This window comes from Nocardia alni (assembly GCF_019038435.1).
Taxonomy (GTDB): Bacteria; Actinomycetota; Actinomycetes; order Mycobacteriales; family Mycobacteriaceae; genus Nocardia; species Nocardia alni.
In genome coordinates, this window is sequence record NZ_JAGPOX010000079.1 from 25936 (window position 1) to 42894 (window position 16959).

Here is a 16959-nt window from a genome sequence, read left to right on the forward strand (position 1 = left end):
GCGATAGCGGAAGAATCAGGATATCTGGGTGTAACACCGGGGGATATAACGCCACAGAGCAAGATCGATGGGACACAATCGGTGTCATGGCTGCCCGCGACCTGCCGACGTTGACCACATTTCCCTACGAGGAGCTGGATCGCCGCGAGGACGATCACTGGTCCGGCGCCCAGGTCTCCGATGACGAGTTGCGCGCCCTGTCGCTGGGCGCGTTCTACTCCGCGCGCTGGGATGCCTTCCACGACGCGCTGCTGCTGGGTCCCGAGCGCGAGCATCCGCTCGGCGACCGGCGCGAACTGGCCATCGACACGCTGACCGGCGCGTGGGGCATCACCGACGGCGCCGAGGCGATGGCCTCGATGGAGCAACTGCTGGAGGGGATGCACGGACCCCTGTACGCCATGGTGCATCCCCTGGTGATGGCCGCGATCAACTCGCCCGAGCGGGACCGCTTCGGCGAGCGCGCCGACCGGCACCGGGCCTTCCTGCGTCAGGTCGGCGCGTTTCGGGGGATGGACAACCCCGAGGCGCTGGTGCGCGACTACGACATCTGGTCCCAGGCGATCAAGCTGGGGCTGGTGGACCATCTGGTACAGCCGCTGCCCTCGGACATCCAGGCGTGGGATCTGGCCCGTGTCGTGGCGGTGGCGCGCATGGCGTTCACCGCCGGATACCTGGACGCCGACATCTCCTGGGAGTACGCGATGCGGGCGCTCGTACCGGCCCAGCGCCGCTACCGCAACTGGCGCCAGTTCGGCGACGCCTTCCTGACCGGCTGGACCTACTGGCAGGCCTGCGAGGACCTCGCGGAACTCAAGTCCGGCGGCGTGGACCGCCGCCTGGAGCTGATCCGCCTGTGGCAACGCCAGACAAGCCCGTGGCGGCGGATCTCGCTGCAGCCGGAGTAGGCGTGCCGAACCGTCATCCCGGCATGCTTGTTGCCGGGATCCCGCGCTGGATTCCAGACAGGCACGCCGGAACGACGGCGTAAACCTCTAATCCGGCAGGGAACGCAGGATCCCTCGCCCGTAGCGCTGGAACTGGGAATCGTCGACCATGCCGAGGGAGTGACGCTCCACCAGCAGGTCCCACTCCGAGTACAGCTGGGCCACGCCCGGGTCGGGCGGGGCGATGGCGCCGTCGGCGGCCTCACGCTGGATGGCGAAGTTGAGCGCGCCGATGACGCGATCGGTGTCGGCGCGGTCGGCGCCGGCGAACCGCATCGTCTGGTTGCCGTCGAAGACGTGGATGCCGTATTCGGCGGACGGGTCGTCCGGGGTGTCGGTGGCTTCCTGCGGGTCGGAGGGGCGCGCCGACAACAGCGCCGCCACCGGAACCTCGTAGGCGGCGTGGTCGGTGGCGCCGACGGACAGGAACAGCAGCCGGCGGGTGGTGACCGCCAGCAGCCCGCGTCCGTTCGGAGCCTGCGCCGTGGCCAGGGCGGTCTCCAGGGTGAATTCGTCCGCGCCGACCATGCGGTGCAGCGCGCCGATCGCCGGCTTGGTCTCGCGCCTGGGCGCCATGCGCCGCACCGCGCGATCCACATCCGCCCGGGTGGGCCCGGACTTGCCCCAGGCCGGGGCGGGAGGCGTGAGATCGGGCACCGTCATATCGATGCGCTGGGTGGCCAGGATCTGAGTGTTGATCCGCTCCACGATCACCGTGGCGGTCGGCATGTCGTGTTCGGAGATCAGGACCGGCAGTGGCGTGCGGTCGGCGGGGACGCCGGTCAGCACGGGGCTGGGGTACCGGAGATAGATCTCGATGACCACCGCGTCGTCGGCACGCCGATTCAAACGCACCTTCAGCAGATCGGAAACCGGCACGTCGAGCACGCGCTCGCCGTCGCTGCCCGGCCGCAGGACCTGTAGTCGCCCGCCGCCGTGGCGCAGTATCGCTGTGGGTGTCCGTAGCTCGACTATGTCCATACCCCCTGCGCTCTGTTGAAGTGCGGTGTCGACACCGCGGGGTTGTGTTGTCGCTCACAATAGGTGGTGCATGCCATGATTATTGCTACTTGGATAGATGCCGTGGGCGTCGACCCGAGTAATGGCCGGGAACCACCTGCGTGCTCCGACCGTTTACCTACCGAACTGCATTAGCTGCCGAACTGCGCGATGTATCGACTAGACCGTACGCGGTAACGTGGCTTGTCCGCATCCTTACGCGCTTCGCGAGGCGTTCCGGGCGCGGACAGTGTTCGAGGCATGAGTGCCCGACGCATCAGTGCCCGATCGAAAGACACCGGAAATCACCGGAAAGGACTGGCCCGCCGGCCGACGCTCTATGAACCGCAAGACAGTGTTTCGCAACCTGGCCATAGTCGCGGGCATCCTGCTCGTGATCTATCTGGTCAGCTATTTCAGCAACGACACGCGCGGCTGGAAGAACGTCGATACCTCGGTGGCGCTCACCCAGCTCGCCGACAAGGCCAACGTCAAACAGGTTCAGATCGACGATAAGGAGCAGCAGCTCCGCATCATCCTGAACAAGGGCAACGACGCGACGAGCAACCAGACTCAGATCATCGCGAAGTACCCGGGCGGCAGCGAGGTCTCGGCACAGGTCCTCAAGGATGTGCAGGATTCCGGCGCGCCGTACAACACCACGGTCAAGCAGGACAGCTGGCTGACCCAGGTGCTGCTGTTCGTCCTGCCGATGGTCCTGCTGCTGGGGCTGTTCGTCTTCGTCATGGCCCGCATGCAGGGCGGTGGTCGCGGCGGCATGATGGGCTTCGGCAAGTCCAAGGCCAAACAGTTGTCCAAGGACATGCCCAAGACCACCTTCGCCGACGTGGCGGGCGCCGACGAGGCGGTCGAGGAGCTGTACGAGATCAAGGACTTCCTCCAGAATCCGGCCCGCTATCAGGCCCTGGGAGCGAAGATTCCGAAGGGCGTGCTGCTGTACGGCCCGCCGGGCACTGGTAAGACCCTGCTGGCCCGCGCGGTCGCGGGCGAGGCGGGCGTTCCGTTCTTCACCATCTCCGGTTCGGACTTCGTCGAGATGTTCGTCGGTGTCGGCGCCTCGCGCGTGCGCGACCTGTTCGACCAGGCCAAGCAGGCCAGCCCCTGCATCATCTTCGTCGACGAGATCGACGCGGTCGGCCGCCAGCGCGGCGCGGGCCTGGGCGGCGGTCACGACGAGCGTGAGCAGACGCTGAACCAGCTGCTGGTCGAGATGGACGGTTTCGGCGACCGCACCGGCGTCATCATCATCGCGGCCACCAACCGGCCCGACATCCTGGATCCGGCGCTGCTGCGCCCGGGTCGTTTCGATCGGCAGATCCCGGTGAGCAATCCGGACCTGGCCGGTCGTCGCGCGATCCTGCGCGTGCACTCACAGGGCAAGCCGATCGCGCCCGACGCCGATCTGGACGGTCTGGCCAAGCGCACCGTCGGCATGTCCGGCGCGGACCTGGCCAACGTGATCAACGAGGCCGCGCTGCTCACCGCGCGCGAACACGGCAACGTGATCAACGGTTCGCAGCTCGAGGAGTCGGTGGACCGTGTCATCGGCGGCCCGCGGCGCAAGAGCCGGATCATCAGCGAGCACGAGAAGAAGATCACCGCCTACCACGAGGGCGGCCACACCCTGGCCGCCTGGGCGATGCCCGATATCGAGCCCGTCTACAAGGTCACCATCCTGGCCCGCGGCCGCACCGGTGGCCACGCCATGACAGTGCCCGAGGACGACAAGGGCCTGATGACCCGCTCGGAGATGATCGCCCGCCTGGTCATGGCGATGGGCGGCCGCGCGGCCGAGGAACTGGTGTTCCACGAGCCGACCACCGGCGCGTCGTCGGATATCGACCAGGCCACCAAGATCGCCCGGGGGATGGTGACCGAGTACGGCATGAGCGCGCGCCTGGGCGCGGTGCGATACGGCCAGGAGCAGGGCGACCCGTTCCTGGGACGGTCCATGGGCACGGCTCCGGACTACTCGCACGAGGTCGCCCGCGAGATCGACGAGGAGGTGCGCAACCTCATCGAGGCCGCGCACACCGAGGCGTGGGCCATCCTCAACGACTACCGCGACGAGCTCGACGCGCTGGCCACCGCGCTGCTCGAGCGCGAGACCCTGCACCGCAAGGATCTGGAACAGGTGCTGGCCACGGTCGACAAGCGCCCGCGGATCACCGCGTTCAACGACTTCGGTGATCGCGTTCCGTCCGACCGGCCGCCGGTGAAGACGCCTCGGGAGCTGGCCGCCGAGCGCGGTGAGCCGTGGCCCGAGGAGCCGGTGACCCCGATACTCCAGGCCGCCCAGCCGGTCCCGACCAACGGATATCCGCCCGAGGCCTATCGCGGGGCGCAGCCGGGCTATGGGGCCCAGCCCGGATATCCGACGGGCCAGCCGGGCTATTCGGCGCCCGGGGCGGCCCCGGGGTATTCGCATCCGCACGGTTCGCGGCCCGATTACGGCGCCCCGGCCGGTTGGTCCGCTCCCGGCTGGCCGCCGCAGGAGGAGACGGGTCAGCAGCCGGTACGCGGTGGCACGGAGAACGGTGGCTGGGCCCCCGCTGGCGGTCAGCGCTACGGGCGTGGCGGCACCCAGCCGAACGACTCTCCCGATAACGGCTATCCGCCCCGGGGCGAGGGCGAAGGCAACGAATGGGATGGACCGAACGGTCACCGTTAACCCTCGGTGATTAGGCTCGAGATCGGGGTACCGGAGATTTGCCGGTGCCCCGACCCGCGCCGCCAGGCGCCATAGATTGTGTGGAGGTGTCCGCGAGTGTCGGCCAACAACAACCGCGCGGCGGCCCGGACGTCCGACGAGATGTCCGATACGGCGATCACCAACGGCATGGTCGCGCTCGAAACCGGTCGCGGCTTCGATCAGGAACGGGCCGAGGCTGCCGTGCGAGAACTGCTGCTCGCGGTCGGCGAGAATCCGGACCGCCCGGGGCTGGTCGATACTCCAGCCCGCGTCGCGCGCGCGTACCGCGAGATGTTCGCGGGTCTGTACACCGAGCCGGACGCGGTGCTGAACACCACCTTCGACGAGGGGCATCAGGAACTGGTCCTGGTGCGCGACATCCCGATGTACTCCACCTGCGAACATCATCTGGTGTCCTTCCACGGGGTCGCGCACGTCGGCTACATCCCGGGCACGCACGGCCGGGTCACCGGTCTGTCCAAGCTGGCTCGTGTGGTTGATCTCTACGCCAAGCGCCCGCAGGTGCAGGAGCGTCTCACCAGCCAGATCGCCGACGCGGTGATGCGCAAGCTGGACCCGCGCGGCGCGATCGTGGTGATCGAGGCCGAGCACCTGTGCATGGCGATGCGCGGTATCCGCAAGCCCGGCGCGAGCACCACCACCTCCGCGGTGCGCGGTCTGTTGCAGAGCAGTGCCTCCTCGCGCGCGGAGGCCTTGGATCTCATCCTGCGGAAGTGAGCGCGGTGGCCACATTCGGAGATGAGCCCGTACGCCCGCGCGGTGCGCGTTCCTGCGTCGTGATGGGCGTGGTCAACGTGACCAGCGATTCGTTCTCCGATGGCGGCCGCTATCTGGATCCGAGCCTGGCGGTGGCGCGCGGGCTCGAGCTGTACGAGCTGGGCGCCGACATCATCGACGTGGGCGGCGAGTCCACCCGACCGGGCGCGGTGCGGATCGATCCGGCCACCGAGTCGGGGCGGGTGGTGCCGGTGATCCGTGAGCTGTCGGCGGCGGGCGTGCCCACCAGCGTGGACACGATGCGGGCGCCGGTCGCCGCGGCCGCGATCGAGGCCGGTGTCGCGATGGTGAACGACGTCTCCGGTGGTCGTGCCGACCCCGATATGGCGAAAATCGTTGCGGCTGCTGAAGTTCCGTGGATTCTCATGCACTGGCGCGCGGGCGCGGACTACCGGCACACCGGTCCGGCCGATCGGTACGACGATGTCGTCGCGGAGGTCTGGGACGAGCTGCGCACGCAGGTCGACCACGCCGTCGCGGCCGGGGTGCGGCCGGAGCGTCTGGTGCTGGATCCGGGACTGGGCTTCGCGAAGAACGCCGAACACAACTGGGCGCTGCTGGGCGCGCTGCCGCGTTACGTCGCCTCGGGCCTGCCGATCCTGATCGGCGCCTCGCGCAAGCGCTTCCTGGGCGCGCTGTTGGCGCAGGATGACCAGCTGCGTCCGCCGGACGGTCGGGAGGTCGCGACCGCCACGATCTCCGCACTGGCCGCCGAGCGCGGCGCCTGGGGTGTGCGGGTGCATGATGTGCGCGCCACCCTGGACGCGATCGCCGTCACCGACGCCTGGGGCCGGGCCGTCGACCGAACCGGAACCACGGAGGGAACGTTCACGCGATGAGACCAGAGCCTGAGCAGAGCCAGGACCCTACGGAGTTCGCGGCCCGGGTCGATTCTGGACTGACGGAGCGGGGGAGCGAAGCGGAGGCCAACCAGCACCGCATCGAACTGCGGGGGCTGCGCGCCTACGGCTATCACGGCTGCTTCGACTTCGAGCGCCGCGACGGGCAGGAGTTCGTCGTCGATATCACGCTGTGGCTCGATTTCACGAAAGCCGCTGCGACCGATGATCTTTCGGAGACCGTGCACTACGGTGAGCTGGCCGAGCGGGCGGTGGCGATCGTGCAGGGTCCGCCGCGCAATCTGATCGAGACGGTGGTGTCGGAGATCGCCGACGACGTGATGAACGATCCGAAGGTCACCGCGGCCGAGGTCGTCCTGCACAAGCCATCCGCACCGATTCCCCACGCCTTCAGCGACGTTCGCGTGGTCGCCGCACGCAGCCGCGAGGTGAAGTCATGAGCGGAGCGCAGCGGAGCGAATCATGGGCACAGCGCGCCCGGCGCATGACGGAGCCGAGCGTCAGCGAGGTGCGGTCATGAGCAGGGCGGTGCTGTCCATCGGGTCGAATCTGGGCGACCGCCTGGCTCATCTGCGCAGTGTCGTGGATGCCTTCGCGCCGTGGCTGATTCGAGTGTCCTCGGTGTATTCGACCGCGCCCTGGGGTGGTGTGCCGCAGCAGCACTACCTCAATGCGGTTCTGCTGGTGGACGATCCGTCGGCGGATGCGAGGGACTGGCTGCTGCGCGGCCAGGAACTCGAGCAGGCCGCCGAGCGCGTGCGTGAGGTGCGCTGGGGTGCGAGGACTCTCGATGTGGATGTGGTGTGGTGCGCCGACCGCCGGTCCGACGGTGTGCGCGTGTGCCGCAGTACCGATCCGACGTTGACGCTGCCGCATCCGCAGGCGCACAACCGGGCCTTCGTGCTGACGCCGTGGTTCGAGATCGAGCCGGAGGCGACGCTCGAGGTGCAGGGACGGCCGAGCCCGCTGCGCGACCTGCTGGACGCGCTGGATCCGGCCGAGCGCGAGGGCGTTCGACTGACCGAACTGACATTGCGCCGGGCGGAGCCGTGATCGAACCTCGACGATTCGCGGTGCGTACCGGCGGGCCGGAGGCGGCAGCGGAGCGTCACCACGGAGGCCCTCGGAAGCGCCGCCATTCATGTGGAGCTGCCGGCGGCGCAAATGAGGCACTGGCATGAATGTGATGCGGCCGACCAAGCTTCTGGACCTTGCGGCGAATGTGCTGATCGCCGCGGTGGTCGCCTGGATCGCCACGCGGTGGGCGTATTCGAGTTTTCCGCCGATCACGGTGATCGCGGGCGCCTCGCTGTATCCGGTGGCGGCGCTGGAGGCGGTCCTGGCCTTCGTGATCCGGACCAGGGTGGGCGATCGTCGCATCGGCGATGGTCCCAAACATATGCATCCGATCACCGCCGCGCGGGCGGTCGCGCTGGCCAAGGCATCGGCGCAGGTGGGATCGCTGGCGGCCGGGGTGTGGCTGGGATTCCTGATCTGGGTGCTGCCGCAGCGCTCGACGCTGCACGCCGCGGGCTCCGACACACCGGGCGCCATCACGGGGTTGATCGCGGGCCTGCTGCTGGTGGCCGCGGCTCTGTGGCTGGAGTATTGCTGCCGCGCGCCCAGCGAGCCGCCCGATGAGCCAGCAACTTAACAGCTAACTTAGCCGCTCGAATCACCGATTAAGCTGCACACCGGAACTCCCGGCGCAGGCTACCCTTGCGGACATGGTGTCGCCCGCCCGTAGCAGTTCTTCCCGCCGCCGACGGGATCATGCGGGGAAATTGGTCATCGGCAGTCTGATTCTGCTCGGTCTGGTCGCCAGCGCATTCCTGGTATTCAGCAGCAGCGTGCAATTGGTCCGGGTCGGTCTGGTGGCGGCGCTGTGGGCCGCGGTGATCGGCGCCATTGCCGCTACCCGCTACCGCCGCGAGGCCGCGGCCGACCAAGCGAAGGTGCACGACCTGCAGACGGTGTACGAGTTACAGCTCGAACGCGAGGTCACCGTGCGGCGCGAATACGAGCGCGGCATCGAGGCCCGGGTGCGCCAGGAGGTCGGTGCGGACGCCGGCGAGATGGCCGCGCTGCGCGCCGAGCTGACCGTGCTGCGCGAGAGTCTGCAGCGCCTGTTCGACGGCGATCTGCTCGTCGAACGTCCCGCCCTGCGTGCCGATGCGGTCCGCCTGCAGGAGTTGCCCGGTGCGTCCGCCGACTCGGCGAACGATAACCCGGAGGAAACGGACGGTTGGGACGCCTGGAGTTCGCCGGTGATTCCCCGCTATCCACTGACCCCGGTCTTCGAGCCGGACCACCCCGAGCCCCCGGCCTTCGCCAGCCCCGACGACGAGCCGGTCACGGCCGAGACCTCGGTGATCACCGCCGAGGATCTGGCGGCACTGGACGCGGACGAGGCGCGTGGCTCGGCCGACGACGCCGACGCCGATGCCGACGCCGACGCCGAGCCGGTGCCGGGCGCCGATCCCGAGTGGTCGCCGTTCGGCTTCGAGCCGTTCGAGGCCGCCGGGCCGGATGAGGCGTCCACGCCGGATTCGGAATCCCTGGAATCCATGGAAGCCGCGGAGTCCTCGGACGCCGATTCGCCGGATGCCGAGCCGTCCGAATCGCGGACGCCCACAGCCGCCGAGTCCTCGCGCTTCTCCTGGCTGTCCATACCCAAGCGGACGTCGCCGGCGCAGGAGGATCCGTCCACACGTCCGGTCCACACCGAGTCCACGCCGGTCGGAACATCCACCTCCACCTCCCGCCGGCGCCGCCGTGCGGAGTCCGAGGAGGACTTTCCGGGCCGCAAGCTCTCGGTCGCCGAGATCATGGCCAATCTCCAGTCCGAGCGTGGCGCACGGTAGTTAGCAATCTCACCAGGGCCTGGTCTGTCCCGGGCGAGAGCCGGGTCCTATTCTCGGTACGTAACGTCTGGTACCCGCGCATTCGCGGGACTGGAACTTTCTCGAGAGGACAACGGTGGCCTCGGATATGCCTGTGTCGCGGGCTGATCCTGCGCCCGCACGGCTGACGGTGGGAATCGTCTCGGCGGGACGCGTGGGTTCGGCACTGGGAGCGGCGCTCGAACGCGCCGGTCACGTCGTATTCGGCGTATCCGCCATCTCGGATGCGTCACTGCATCGCGCGCGTACGCGGCTGCCCGATTCGCAGATACTGCCGGCCGAGCAGGTCGCCGCACGCAGTGAGCTGCTCGTTCTGGCCGTGCCGGACACCGAGCTGGCGGGACTGGTGGCGGGCCTGGCGGCCGCGGGCGCGGTACGGGCCGGCACGATCGTGGTGCATACCTCGGGGGCCAACGGCATCGGCGTGCTCGCGCCGCTGGCCGAGCGGGGCGCGCTGCCGCTGGCCATTCACCCGGCGATGACCTTCACCGGTCACGACGAGGATCTCGCGCGCCTGGCCAACGCCTGTTTCGGCGTCACCGCGGCCGACGAGATCGGGTACGCGATCGCGCAGTCGCTGGTGATCGAGATGGGCGGGGAGCCGGTCCGGGTGGCGGAGGAGCACCGCACGCTCTACCACGCCGCACTCGCACACGGCAGCAACCACCTGGTCACGCTGATCGTCGACGCGGTGGCGGCGCTGCGGGCCGCGCTCGCGGGTCCGGGGCTGCTGGGCCAGCAGGTGGTCGACGACGAGCCGAACGGTCTCGCCGAACGCATGCTCGCCCCGCTGGCCTCGGCGGCGTTGGACAACGCCCTGCGCCGCGGCCAGGGCGCACTGACCGGCCCGGTGGCGCGCGGTGACGTCGAGGCGGTGTCCGCGCACCTGGCCGCGCTGGCCGGCACCGACCCACGTCTGGCCGCCGGATATCGCGCGCTATCGCTGCGCACGGCCGAGCGGGCCGGGAAGAATCCCGCCCTGATCGATTTGCTGGATGATCGCGGGCGACAGGAAAGGAACGACCGATGATCGATACCTCATTGCGTGGCGCGTACGTACCGGGCGAGCTGACCGTCCTGCACGATCCGGCGAAGCTCACCGCGGTGTCCACCGCCCTGCGTTCGGTGGGCCGCACGGTGGCGCTGGTGCCGACCATGGGCGCACTGCACGAGGGGCATCTGCACCTGGTCCGCCAGGCCCGGCGCACCAATCAGATCGTCATCGTCTCGATCTTCGTCAACCCGCTGCAATTCGGTGCGAACGAGGATCTGGACAAATACCCGCGCACCCTCGACGCCGACGTGGAGCTGCTGCGCGGCGAGGGGGTGGAGCTGGTGTTCGCGCCCAGCGCCGCCGACATGTATCCGGACGGCCCGCGCACCATGGTGCAGCCGGGGCCGCTCGGCGCGGAACTCGAAGGGGCGAGCCGGCCGACGCATTTCGCCGGCATGCTGACCGTGGTGAACAAGCTGCTGCAGATCGCCCGCCCGCACGAGGCGTACTTCGGCGAGAAGGATTACCAGCAGCTCACCCTCATCCGGCAATCGGTGCGGGACCTGAATGTCGATGTGCGGATCGTCCCGGTGGCCACCGTCCGCGAGCACGACGGCCTGGCCATGTCCTCGCGCAACCGCTACCTCGATCCGGTCCAGCGAGACCTGGCGACCACGCTCTCGGCGGCCCTGACCGCCGGCCGTCACGCCGCGGGCCTGGGCCCGGACGGGGTGCTGGCCGCCGCGCGCGCCGTACTCGACGGCGCACCGGATATCGAGGTCGACTATCTGGAACTGCGCGGCGCGGACCTGGGCCCGATTCCGGGCAGCGGCAACGCCCGCCTGCTCGTCGCCGCCCGGGTCGGCGCCACTCGCCTGATCGACAACATGGCGGTGACGGTCGGCGCCGACATCGACGGCCATCCGACCACCCCCGAAACCGCCGCGGCCCTGCGTTAGGAAAGACGAACCATGTTGCGCACCATGATGAAATCGAAGATTCACCGCGCCACGGTGACCCACGCCGATCTGCACTACGTCGGCTCGGTGACCGTGGATCCGGACCTGATGGACGCCGCCGATCTGCTGGAGGGCGAACAGGTCTGCATCGTCGACATCGATAACGGCGCCCGTCTGGAGACCTACGTCATCGCCGGGCAACGCGGCTCCGGCGTGATCGGAATCAACGGCGCCGCAGCACACCTGGTACATCCGGGCGATCTTGTGATCCTGATCGCGTACGGCATGATGGACGAGGCCGAACTGCGCGAGTACGCCCCGCGGGTGGTCTTCGTGGACGAGCAGAACCGGCAGGTGGACCTCGGCAGCGACCCGGCGCACGCACCCGAGGGATCGGGGCTGACGTCCCCTCGCTCGCTGACCCCGGCGTGACGGAGGCCGGGCGATGCTGCTGACCATCGATGTGCGCAACACCAGTATCGAGATCGGGCTGTTCTCCGGTAGCGGTGACCACGCCACGCTGGAGCGGACCTGGCGCATACACACCAACCAGCAGCTGACCGCCGACGAGTTCGCGATGCAGGTACGCGGGCTGATCGGCGAACGCATCGATCAGGTGATCGGGGTGGCGGCGCTCTCGACGGTGCCGCCGGTGCTGCGCGAGTTGCGCGACATGATGAGCGGCTATTGGAGCCATGTGCCGCATGTGCTGGTCGAGCCGGGCGTGCGCACGGGAATTCCACTGCTGGTCGACAATCCCAAGGAGGTGGGGGCGGACCGCATCGTGAACTGTCTGGCGGCCTATCACCGCTACAACTCCGCGGCGATCGTGGTCGATTTCGGCAGTGCCATCTGTGTGGATCTGGTGTCCGCCAAAGGGGAGTTCCTGGGCGGCTGCATCGCACCGGGTGTGGAGATCTCCACCGAGGCGCTGGTGGCGCGCACGGCGCTGCGCCGCATAGAGCTGGCCCGGCCGCGGTCGGTGGTCGGCAAGAACAGCATGGAATGTATGCAGGCCGGGGCGATATTCGGCTTCGCGGGCCTGGTCGACGGCCTGGTCGACCGGATCCGCGACGAGTTCGACGAATTCGCCGGTGACGATGTCGCGGTGGTCGCGACCGGTGCGAACGCGCCCCTGATCGTGCCGGAATCCGAGACCATCGACCGCCACGAACCACATCTGACCCATGAGGGCCTGCGCGTGGTGTACGAGCGCAACCAGCAACGTCGCAGCCCGCCTCCCCGCGGCTCAGGCCAGACTGGCGTGCGGCACCAGTAGCGTTGGCGGACGGCGGGAAGTCGGTGGCCGTCTCAGCCCGTACCCGGTGAGTTACCCGGACCGTACGAAATCAGCGGTTCCGCCGAGCAGAAGGAATCGGTGGCGATGGAGATGTGGCGTATCCGACAGGGTAGTTGCGCGATCCGTGGGTGCTGTTAGACTTCGGCTCGTGTCCTACCGCGTGAGCATCCAGGAGTGTTGTCGAGGCTGATTCGCCTCGGCAGTTGTCGGGGCTTCGTCTCTGCCCCCGACCGCCACACTTCTTCTGGAGTTTCGCCTCATGCGTACTTCTGCCGTCACCCTTTCCTCGCAGCATCTGCCGCGCAATTCCCGGCTGCCCGCCGAGATCACCGAGCGTGGGGTCGCCTCGGCGCTGCCCACCCGGCTTCGCCCGGCCGATCTGCTGCGCCTGACCGATGAGGGCGCCGAGGACGTCCTGGCCGGTCGATACGACCACCTGTTACCCGAGGGCGGCCTGTGGCCCACCGAAGAGCGATGGGCCACAAGACTTCTCGCCGATGACGAGGTCGACATCTGGCTGATCAGCTGGGTGCCGGACCGATCCACCGAACTGCACGATCACGCCGGATCGCTGGGCGCGCTCACCGTGCTCAGCGGTGCGCTCTCGGAATTCCGTTGGAACGGCAAGGAATTGCGCGGGCGCACGCTGTCGGCCGGAGATCAGGCCGCATTTCCGCTCGGCTGGGTGCACGACGTCGTGCGCGCACCCGGCCCGATCGCGGGCCCGGCGGATCCGACGCTGTCCGTGCACGCGTATTCACCACCCCTGTCAGCCATGTCCTATTACGAGGTCACCGGTCACGGCACGCTGCGCCGCAGCCGGACCGTACTCACCGATCAGCCGGAAGGCCCTGTGAAATGACCCATGTGACGATCGATCGCATGCTCGACGAGGCACGCGCGACGTTGACTCGGATCTACGCGTTCGAATTGCCGCAGGCGGTCGAGCGCGGTGCGGTACTGGTCGACATTCGACCGCAGGCGCAGCGGGTGAAAGAGGGCACGTTACCGGGCGCGCTGGTGATCGAACGCAATGTGCTGGAGTGGCGGCTGGATCCGACCAGTTCCGCGCGCTTGGCGCTGGCCGCGAACCACGACGTGGAATGGGTCGTGGTGTGCTCCGAGGGTTATACCTCCAGCCTGGCCGCGGCATCCCTGCAGCGGCTGGGATTGCACCGCGCCACCGATCTGGTCGGCGGATATCAGGCGCTGAAGGCGGCCGGACTCCTGTCGGCGGCGGCGGGCGCACCGCACTTCGCGCGCACGATGGGCGACTTGGTTTCGTTGTAATTTACCCGAATAGCCGGGCGGCACAGTCGTTTTCGCGCCGGTGTCCGTATTATCGCATTTCCGGCGCGTTTCGCGTCGCGGATAACGCGGCGTCGGCGGGTGGTCGAGAATTGACATCGACCGGTGCGTTAAAGCATTTCCCGCACACGATAGGGTAGGCGTGTGAGCTCCCCGAACACCCCTTCATCCGGCCGGGCCGCGGGCACGAATCCCGCGGGACAAAGCCGTCCCGCCGCAGCGGAAGTCGACGTACCCGAGCAGATGCGGATTCGCCGGGAGAAGCGGGAACGGCTGCTCGAGCAGGGCGTGCAACCCTATCCGGTAGTGGTGCCGCGCACACATACCCTCGCGGAAATTCGGGCCGCCTATCCGGACCTGGAACCGGATACCCCGACGGGGCTGGTCGTCGGCGTGGCCGCGCGCGTCATTTACGTCCGCAATACCGGCAAGCTGTGTTTCGCCACCCTGCAGGACGGTGACGGCACGAAGTTGCAGGCGATGATCAGCCTGAACGGTGTCGGGGCCGATGCGCTGGCCGCCTGGAAGACCGATGTCGACCTTGCCGACTTCGTATTCGTGCACGGTGAGGTAATCTCTTCGCGCACCGGTGAATTGAGCGTCATGGCCGATTCCTGGTCGATGGCGGCCAAGGCGCTTCGCCCACTTCCGGTCGCGCACAAGGAGATGAGCGAGGAATCGCGCGTCCGCCAGCGTTATGTCGATCTGATCGTGCGGCCGGAGGCGCGGTTCATGGCGCGGACCCGGGTCAAGGCCGTGCTGGCGCTGCGAAATGCGTTGGAGCGCAGGGGTTTTCTGGAAGTCGAGACCCCGATGCTGCAAACCCTGCACGGCGGCGCCGCGGCGCGGCCCTTCGTCACTCATTCCAATGCCCTGGATATCGATCTGTACCTGCGTATCGCGCCGGAACTGTTCCTCAAGCGCTGTGTGGTCGGCGGTATCGAGAAGGTCTTCGAGATCAACCGCAACTTCCGCAACGAGGGGGCGGATTCCACGCATTCGCCGGAGTTTGCCATGTTGGAAACCTACGAGGCGTACGGGACCTATGACGATTCCGCGCTGATGATGCGTGAATTGATCCAGGAGGTGGCGCAGGAGGTCTTCGGCACCCAGGTGGTCACCCTGGCCGACGGCACCGAATACGACCTCGGTGGTGAGTGGAACACCGTGGAGATGTACCCGTCGTTGTCGGACTCCCTCGGTGTGCGGGTCACCCCGGAAACCACGGTGCCGGAATTGCTGGCGCTGGCCGAGCGGGTGGGTCTGGAAATTCCCGAGGGCAAGGTCACCGCGTATGGCCATGGGAAGCTCGTCGAGGAACTGTGGGAGCACGTGTACGGCGACAAGCTGTACGCGCCGACTTTCGTCCGCGATTTTCCGGTGGAGACCTCGCCGCTGACCCGGCAGCATCGCAGCAAGCCCGGCGTGACCGAGAAGTGGGATCTCTACGTGCGCGGGTTCGAGTTGGCAACGGGCTATTCGGAACTCGTTGATCCGGTGATTCAGCGGGAGCGGTTCATCGATCAGGCCCGTTTGGCCGCGGCCGGTGACGACGAGGCGATGCGGCTGGACGAGGACTTCCTCGCGGCGATGGAACACGGCATGCCGCCTACTACCGGTACCGGTATGGGAATCGACAGGTTGCTGATGGCGCTGACCGGTCACGGAATCCGAGAAACGATACTGTTCCCAATTGTGCGTCCGACCTCTCGCTGAGCGCCTCTGGATTCATTGTCGAATCTCGACTTGGAAATTTCGGAATTAGAGGTATTCTCGACTCGGGTATCGGCCTAGTATGCGGGTCGCACGATTTCGAGAGGACGTTCATCTCATGGCAAAGAAGGTCACCGTTAGCCTGATCGACGATGTCGATGGGGAGTCCAACGCGGACGAGACCATCGAGTTTGCGATCGACGGTGTTTCATACGAGATCGACTTGTCTCAGGCAAACGCGGAGAAGCTGCGCGGTGGCTTGGAAACATGGGTCGCCAACGCGCGCCGCGTGAGTGGCCGGCGTCGCACCAAGTCCGCGGGTTTGAGCACTGGTGCGCCCAAGAGCCGGGTGTCGATGGACCGCGAGCAGAGCGCGGCAATTCGTGAATGGGCGCGGCGCAAGGGGCACAAGGTGTCGGCCCGCGGTCGTATCTCGGCCGACATTACCGAGGCGTACAACAAGGAAGTCGGCCGCACCAACTAGTAAGTGGTGCGCGCGTGGAACAAGACCGATTGTTCCATTTCGCCGCTGCCGTCCGGAGGAATCGTGCGACGTCCGGACGGCAGCGGCGTTTTCATACATATCGGATATAACCGAGGAACGGTGTTCGGCGGGTTCGTTCACGGCGATCTTGCTCGGTCTCCGGGCACGCGGCACCATGGAATCTGTGCAAGAACAGTCGCAGGCGGACGGGCAGGGGATCGAGGTGAGTGAGGTACGCGAGTCGTTTCTGCGCTTCGCCGACGACACTGGGCGTCAGCAGGAGTTGATGCTCAGCCCCGACAGGCAGCGGATCACCATCGGACGCTCGCCGCAGGCGGATCTCACGCTGTCCTGGGATGCCGAGGTCTCGCGTCTGCACGCCTCGGTGGAATATCTGGGCGCGCAGTGGACGATCGTGGACGACGGCCTGTCGCGCAACGGCACCTTCGTCAACGGCGAACGGCTGGCCGGGCGGCGCAGGCTGATTGCCGGAGACCGGATTCGCATGGGCACCTCCATGGTCTCGTTCCACGACTTCAGCGGCGTATCGGACGATGCGACCCGTACCTCCGCCGCCTCGTTCCCCACGCTGCGCTCGCTGACCGATACCCAGCGCGCGGTGCTGATCGCGCTGTGCCGCCCCTACAAGAACAACGCCGAATTCGCCACGCCCGCCTCGAACCAGCAGATCGCCGACGAGCTGTTCCTGAGCGTGGACGCCATCAAAACCCATCTGCGCACGCTGTTCTCGAAGTTCGGGGTGGAGGACCTGCCGCAGAACCAGAAGCGGGTTCGCTTGGCGGCGCTCGCGTTGCAGAGCGGCATCATCGCCGACCGCGACCTGTAGCTGTATTTTTGGCCTCCGCTTCGCTGCTGTGTCTTTGGCCTCCGCTTCGCTCCGGCGGGTTTTCGGCGCCCTGGGGGCGCGTCGGTCGGGCACCGCTGCTTGCTCCTTCGTCGCCTACGCAGCGGTACCCGACC

The 16959-nt window shown here is 67.6% G+C and carries 18 protein-coding genes; 17 read left to right on the top strand and 1 reads right to left on the bottom strand.

The features are described 5' to 3' along the window. The first annotated feature begins 86 nt into the window (after positions 1 to 86). Entirely contained in the window at positions 87 to 908 is an 822-nt protein-coding gene (locus tag JZ791_RS26670) for a DUF1266 domain-containing protein (protein ID WP_216897978.1), read from the top strand. 87 nt (positions 909 to 995) lie between these two features. Here the strand turns inward: JZ791_RS26670 and JZ791_RS26675 are convergent, their stop codons facing one another. After that, positions 996 to 1928, bottom strand: coding sequence for a hypothetical protein (locus tag JZ791_RS26675; protein ID WP_216897979.1), 933 nt, complete (start codon positions 1926 to 1928; stop codon positions 996 to 998). Between the two features lie 358 nt (positions 1929 to 2286). On the opposite strand from JZ791_RS26675, the gene ftsH reads away from it, so the two are divergent. The 16 genes from ftsH (at position 2287) to JZ791_RS26755 (ending at position 16825) form a co-directional block, all read left to right on the top strand. Further along, positions 2287 to 4638: an ATP-dependent zinc metalloprotease FtsH gene (gene ftsH / locus JZ791_RS26680; protein WP_216897980.1), complete on the top strand. Its 2352-nt coding sequence runs from the start codon at positions 2287 to 2289 to the stop codon at positions 4636 to 4638. Positions 4639 to 4779: 141 nt separating this feature from the next. Beyond that, a complete protein-coding gene (gene folE / locus JZ791_RS26685) occupies positions 4780 to 5397 on the top strand; it encodes a GTP cyclohydrolase I FolE (protein WP_216897993.1) in 618 nt (205 codons plus the stop codon). Between the two features lie 62 nt (positions 5398 to 5459). After that, a complete protein-coding gene (folP, locus tag JZ791_RS26690; RefSeq protein WP_216897994.1) occupies positions 5460 to 6296 on the top strand; it encodes a dihydropteroate synthase in 837 nt (278 codons plus the stop codon). Beyond that, on the top strand, positions 6293 to 6757 hold the full coding sequence (gene folB, locus JZ791_RS26695; RefSeq protein WP_216897981.1) for a dihydroneopterin aldolase: 465 nt from the start codon (positions 6293 to 6295) through the stop codon (positions 6755 to 6757). Before folP ends, folB begins: the two co-directional genes overlap by 4 nt. A gap of 76 nt (positions 6758 to 6833) precedes the next feature. Then, the gene (gene folK, locus JZ791_RS26700) at positions 6834 to 7370 is read left to right on the top strand and encodes a 2-amino-4-hydroxy-6-hydroxymethyldihydropteridine diphosphokinase (RefSeq protein ID WP_216897982.1); all 537 of its coding nucleotides are present in this window, start codon (positions 6834 to 6836) and stop codon (positions 7368 to 7370) included. Between the two features lie 133 nt (positions 7371 to 7503). Continuing rightward, entirely contained in the window at positions 7504 to 7971 is a 468-nt protein-coding gene (locus tag JZ791_RS26705) for a DUF3180 domain-containing protein (RefSeq protein ID WP_216897995.1), read from the top strand. A 73-nt stretch (positions 7972 to 8044) separates the two neighbouring features. Next, on the top strand, positions 8045 to 9181 hold the full coding sequence (locus JZ791_RS26710) for a DUF6779 domain-containing protein (protein WP_216897983.1): 1137 nt from the start codon (positions 8045 to 8047) through the stop codon (positions 9179 to 9181). A 127-nt stretch (positions 9182 to 9308) separates the two neighbouring features. Further along, a complete protein-coding gene (locus JZ791_RS26715) occupies positions 9309 to 10250 on the top strand; it encodes a Rossmann-like and DUF2520 domain-containing protein (protein WP_216897984.1) in 942 nt (313 codons plus the stop codon). After that, positions 10247 to 11173 carry a pantoate--beta-alanine ligase gene (panC, locus tag JZ791_RS26720; RefSeq protein WP_216897985.1) on the top strand — a complete coding sequence of 309 codons (927 nt, stop codon included), beginning with the start codon at positions 10247 to 10249 and terminating at the stop codon, positions 11171 to 11173. The genes JZ791_RS26715 and panC overlap by 4 nt, the downstream gene beginning before the upstream one ends. Positions 11174 to 11185: 12 nt before the next feature. Continuing rightward, positions 11186 to 11605 (top strand): aspartate 1-decarboxylase, encoded by a 420-nt coding sequence (panD, locus tag JZ791_RS26725; RefSeq protein WP_216897986.1) that lies wholly within the window; start codon positions 11186 to 11188, stop codon positions 11603 to 11605. 13 nt (positions 11606 to 11618) lie between these two features. Then, positions 11619 to 12452 carry a type III pantothenate kinase gene (locus JZ791_RS26730; protein ID WP_216897987.1) on the top strand — a complete coding sequence of 278 codons (834 nt, stop codon included), beginning with the start codon at positions 11619 to 11621 and terminating at the stop codon, positions 12450 to 12452. Positions 12453 to 12732: 280 nt separating this feature from the next. Continuing rightward, positions 12733 to 13335 carry a cysteine dioxygenase gene (locus tag JZ791_RS26735; RefSeq protein ID WP_216897988.1) on the top strand — a complete coding sequence of 201 codons (603 nt, stop codon included), beginning with the start codon at positions 12733 to 12735 and terminating at the stop codon, positions 13333 to 13335. Between the two features lie 5 nt (positions 13336 to 13340). After that, entirely contained in the window at positions 13341 to 13763 is a 423-nt protein-coding gene (locus tag JZ791_RS26740; protein ID WP_216897996.1) for a rhodanese-like domain-containing protein, read from the top strand. 261 nt (positions 13764 to 14024) lie between these two features. Beyond that, entirely contained in the window at positions 14025 to 15497 is a 1473-nt protein-coding gene (lysS, locus tag JZ791_RS26745) for a lysine--tRNA ligase (RefSeq protein WP_216897997.1), read from the top strand. Between the two features lie 115 nt (positions 15498 to 15612). Next, positions 15613 to 15978 (top strand): histone-like nucleoid-structuring protein Lsr2, encoded by a 366-nt coding sequence (locus tag JZ791_RS26750; RefSeq protein ID WP_216897989.1) that lies wholly within the window; start codon positions 15613 to 15615, stop codon positions 15976 to 15978. Between the two features lie 286 nt (positions 15979 to 16264). After that, complete coding sequence (locus tag JZ791_RS26755; protein WP_254206349.1) at positions 16265 to 16825, top strand: FHA domain-containing protein; 561 nt, start codon at positions 16265 to 16267, stop codon at positions 16823 to 16825. The last annotated feature ends 134 nt before the right edge of the window (positions 16826 to 16959 follow it).

Coding starts and splice junctions, on each gene's coding strand:
- JZ791_RS26730 (WP_216897987.1), top strand. CDS start 11,619: ATGCTGCTGACCATCGATGTGCGCAACACCAGTATCGAGATCGGGCTG.
- panC (WP_216897985.1), top strand. CDS start 10,247: ATGATCGATACCTCATTGCGTGGCGCGTACGTACCGGGCGAGCTGACC.
- JZ791_RS26675 (WP_216897979.1), bottom strand. CDS start 1,928: ATGGACATAGTCGAGCTACGGACACCCACAGCGATACTGCGCCACGGC.
- JZ791_RS26750 (WP_216897989.1), top strand. CDS start 15,613: ATGGCAAAGAAGGTCACCGTTAGCCTGATCGACGATGTCGATGGGGAG.
- panD (WP_216897986.1), top strand. CDS start 11,186: ATGTTGCGCACCATGATGAAATCGAAGATTCACCGCGCCACGGTGACC.
- JZ791_RS26755 (WP_254206349.1), top strand. CDS start 16,265: ATGCTCAGCCCCGACAGGCAGCGGATCACCATCGGACGCTCGCCGCAG.
- JZ791_RS26705 (WP_216897995.1), top strand. CDS start 7,504: ATGCGGCCGACCAAGCTTCTGGACCTTGCGGCGAATGTGCTGATCGCC.
- folB (WP_216897981.1), top strand. CDS start 6,293: ATGAGACCAGAGCCTGAGCAGAGCCAGGACCCTACGGAGTTCGCGGCC.
- JZ791_RS26715 (WP_216897984.1), top strand. CDS start 9,309: ATGCCTGTGTCGCGGGCTGATCCTGCGCCCGCACGGCTGACGGTGGGA.
- JZ791_RS26735 (WP_216897988.1), top strand. CDS start 12,733: ATGCGTACTTCTGCCGTCACCCTTTCCTCGCAGCATCTGCCGCGCAAT.
- ftsH (WP_216897980.1), top strand. CDS start 2,287: ATGAACCGCAAGACAGTGTTTCGCAACCTGGCCATAGTCGCGGGCATC.
- JZ791_RS26710 (WP_216897983.1), top strand. CDS start 8,045: ATGGTGTCGCCCGCCCGTAGCAGTTCTTCCCGCCGCCGACGGGATCAT.
- JZ791_RS26670 (WP_216897978.1), top strand. CDS start 87: ATGGCTGCCCGCGACCTGCCGACGTTGACCACATTTCCCTACGAGGAG.
- lysS (WP_216897997.1), top strand. CDS start 14,025: ATGCGGATTCGCCGGGAGAAGCGGGAACGGCTGCTCGAGCAGGGCGTG.
- folP (WP_216897994.1), top strand. CDS start 5,460: ATGGGCGTGGTCAACGTGACCAGCGATTCGTTCTCCGATGGCGGCCGC.
- folE (WP_216897993.1), top strand. CDS start 4,780: ATGTCCGATACGGCGATCACCAACGGCATGGTCGCGCTCGAAACCGGT.
- folK (WP_216897982.1), top strand. CDS start 6,834: ATGAGCAGGGCGGTGCTGTCCATCGGGTCGAATCTGGGCGACCGCCTG.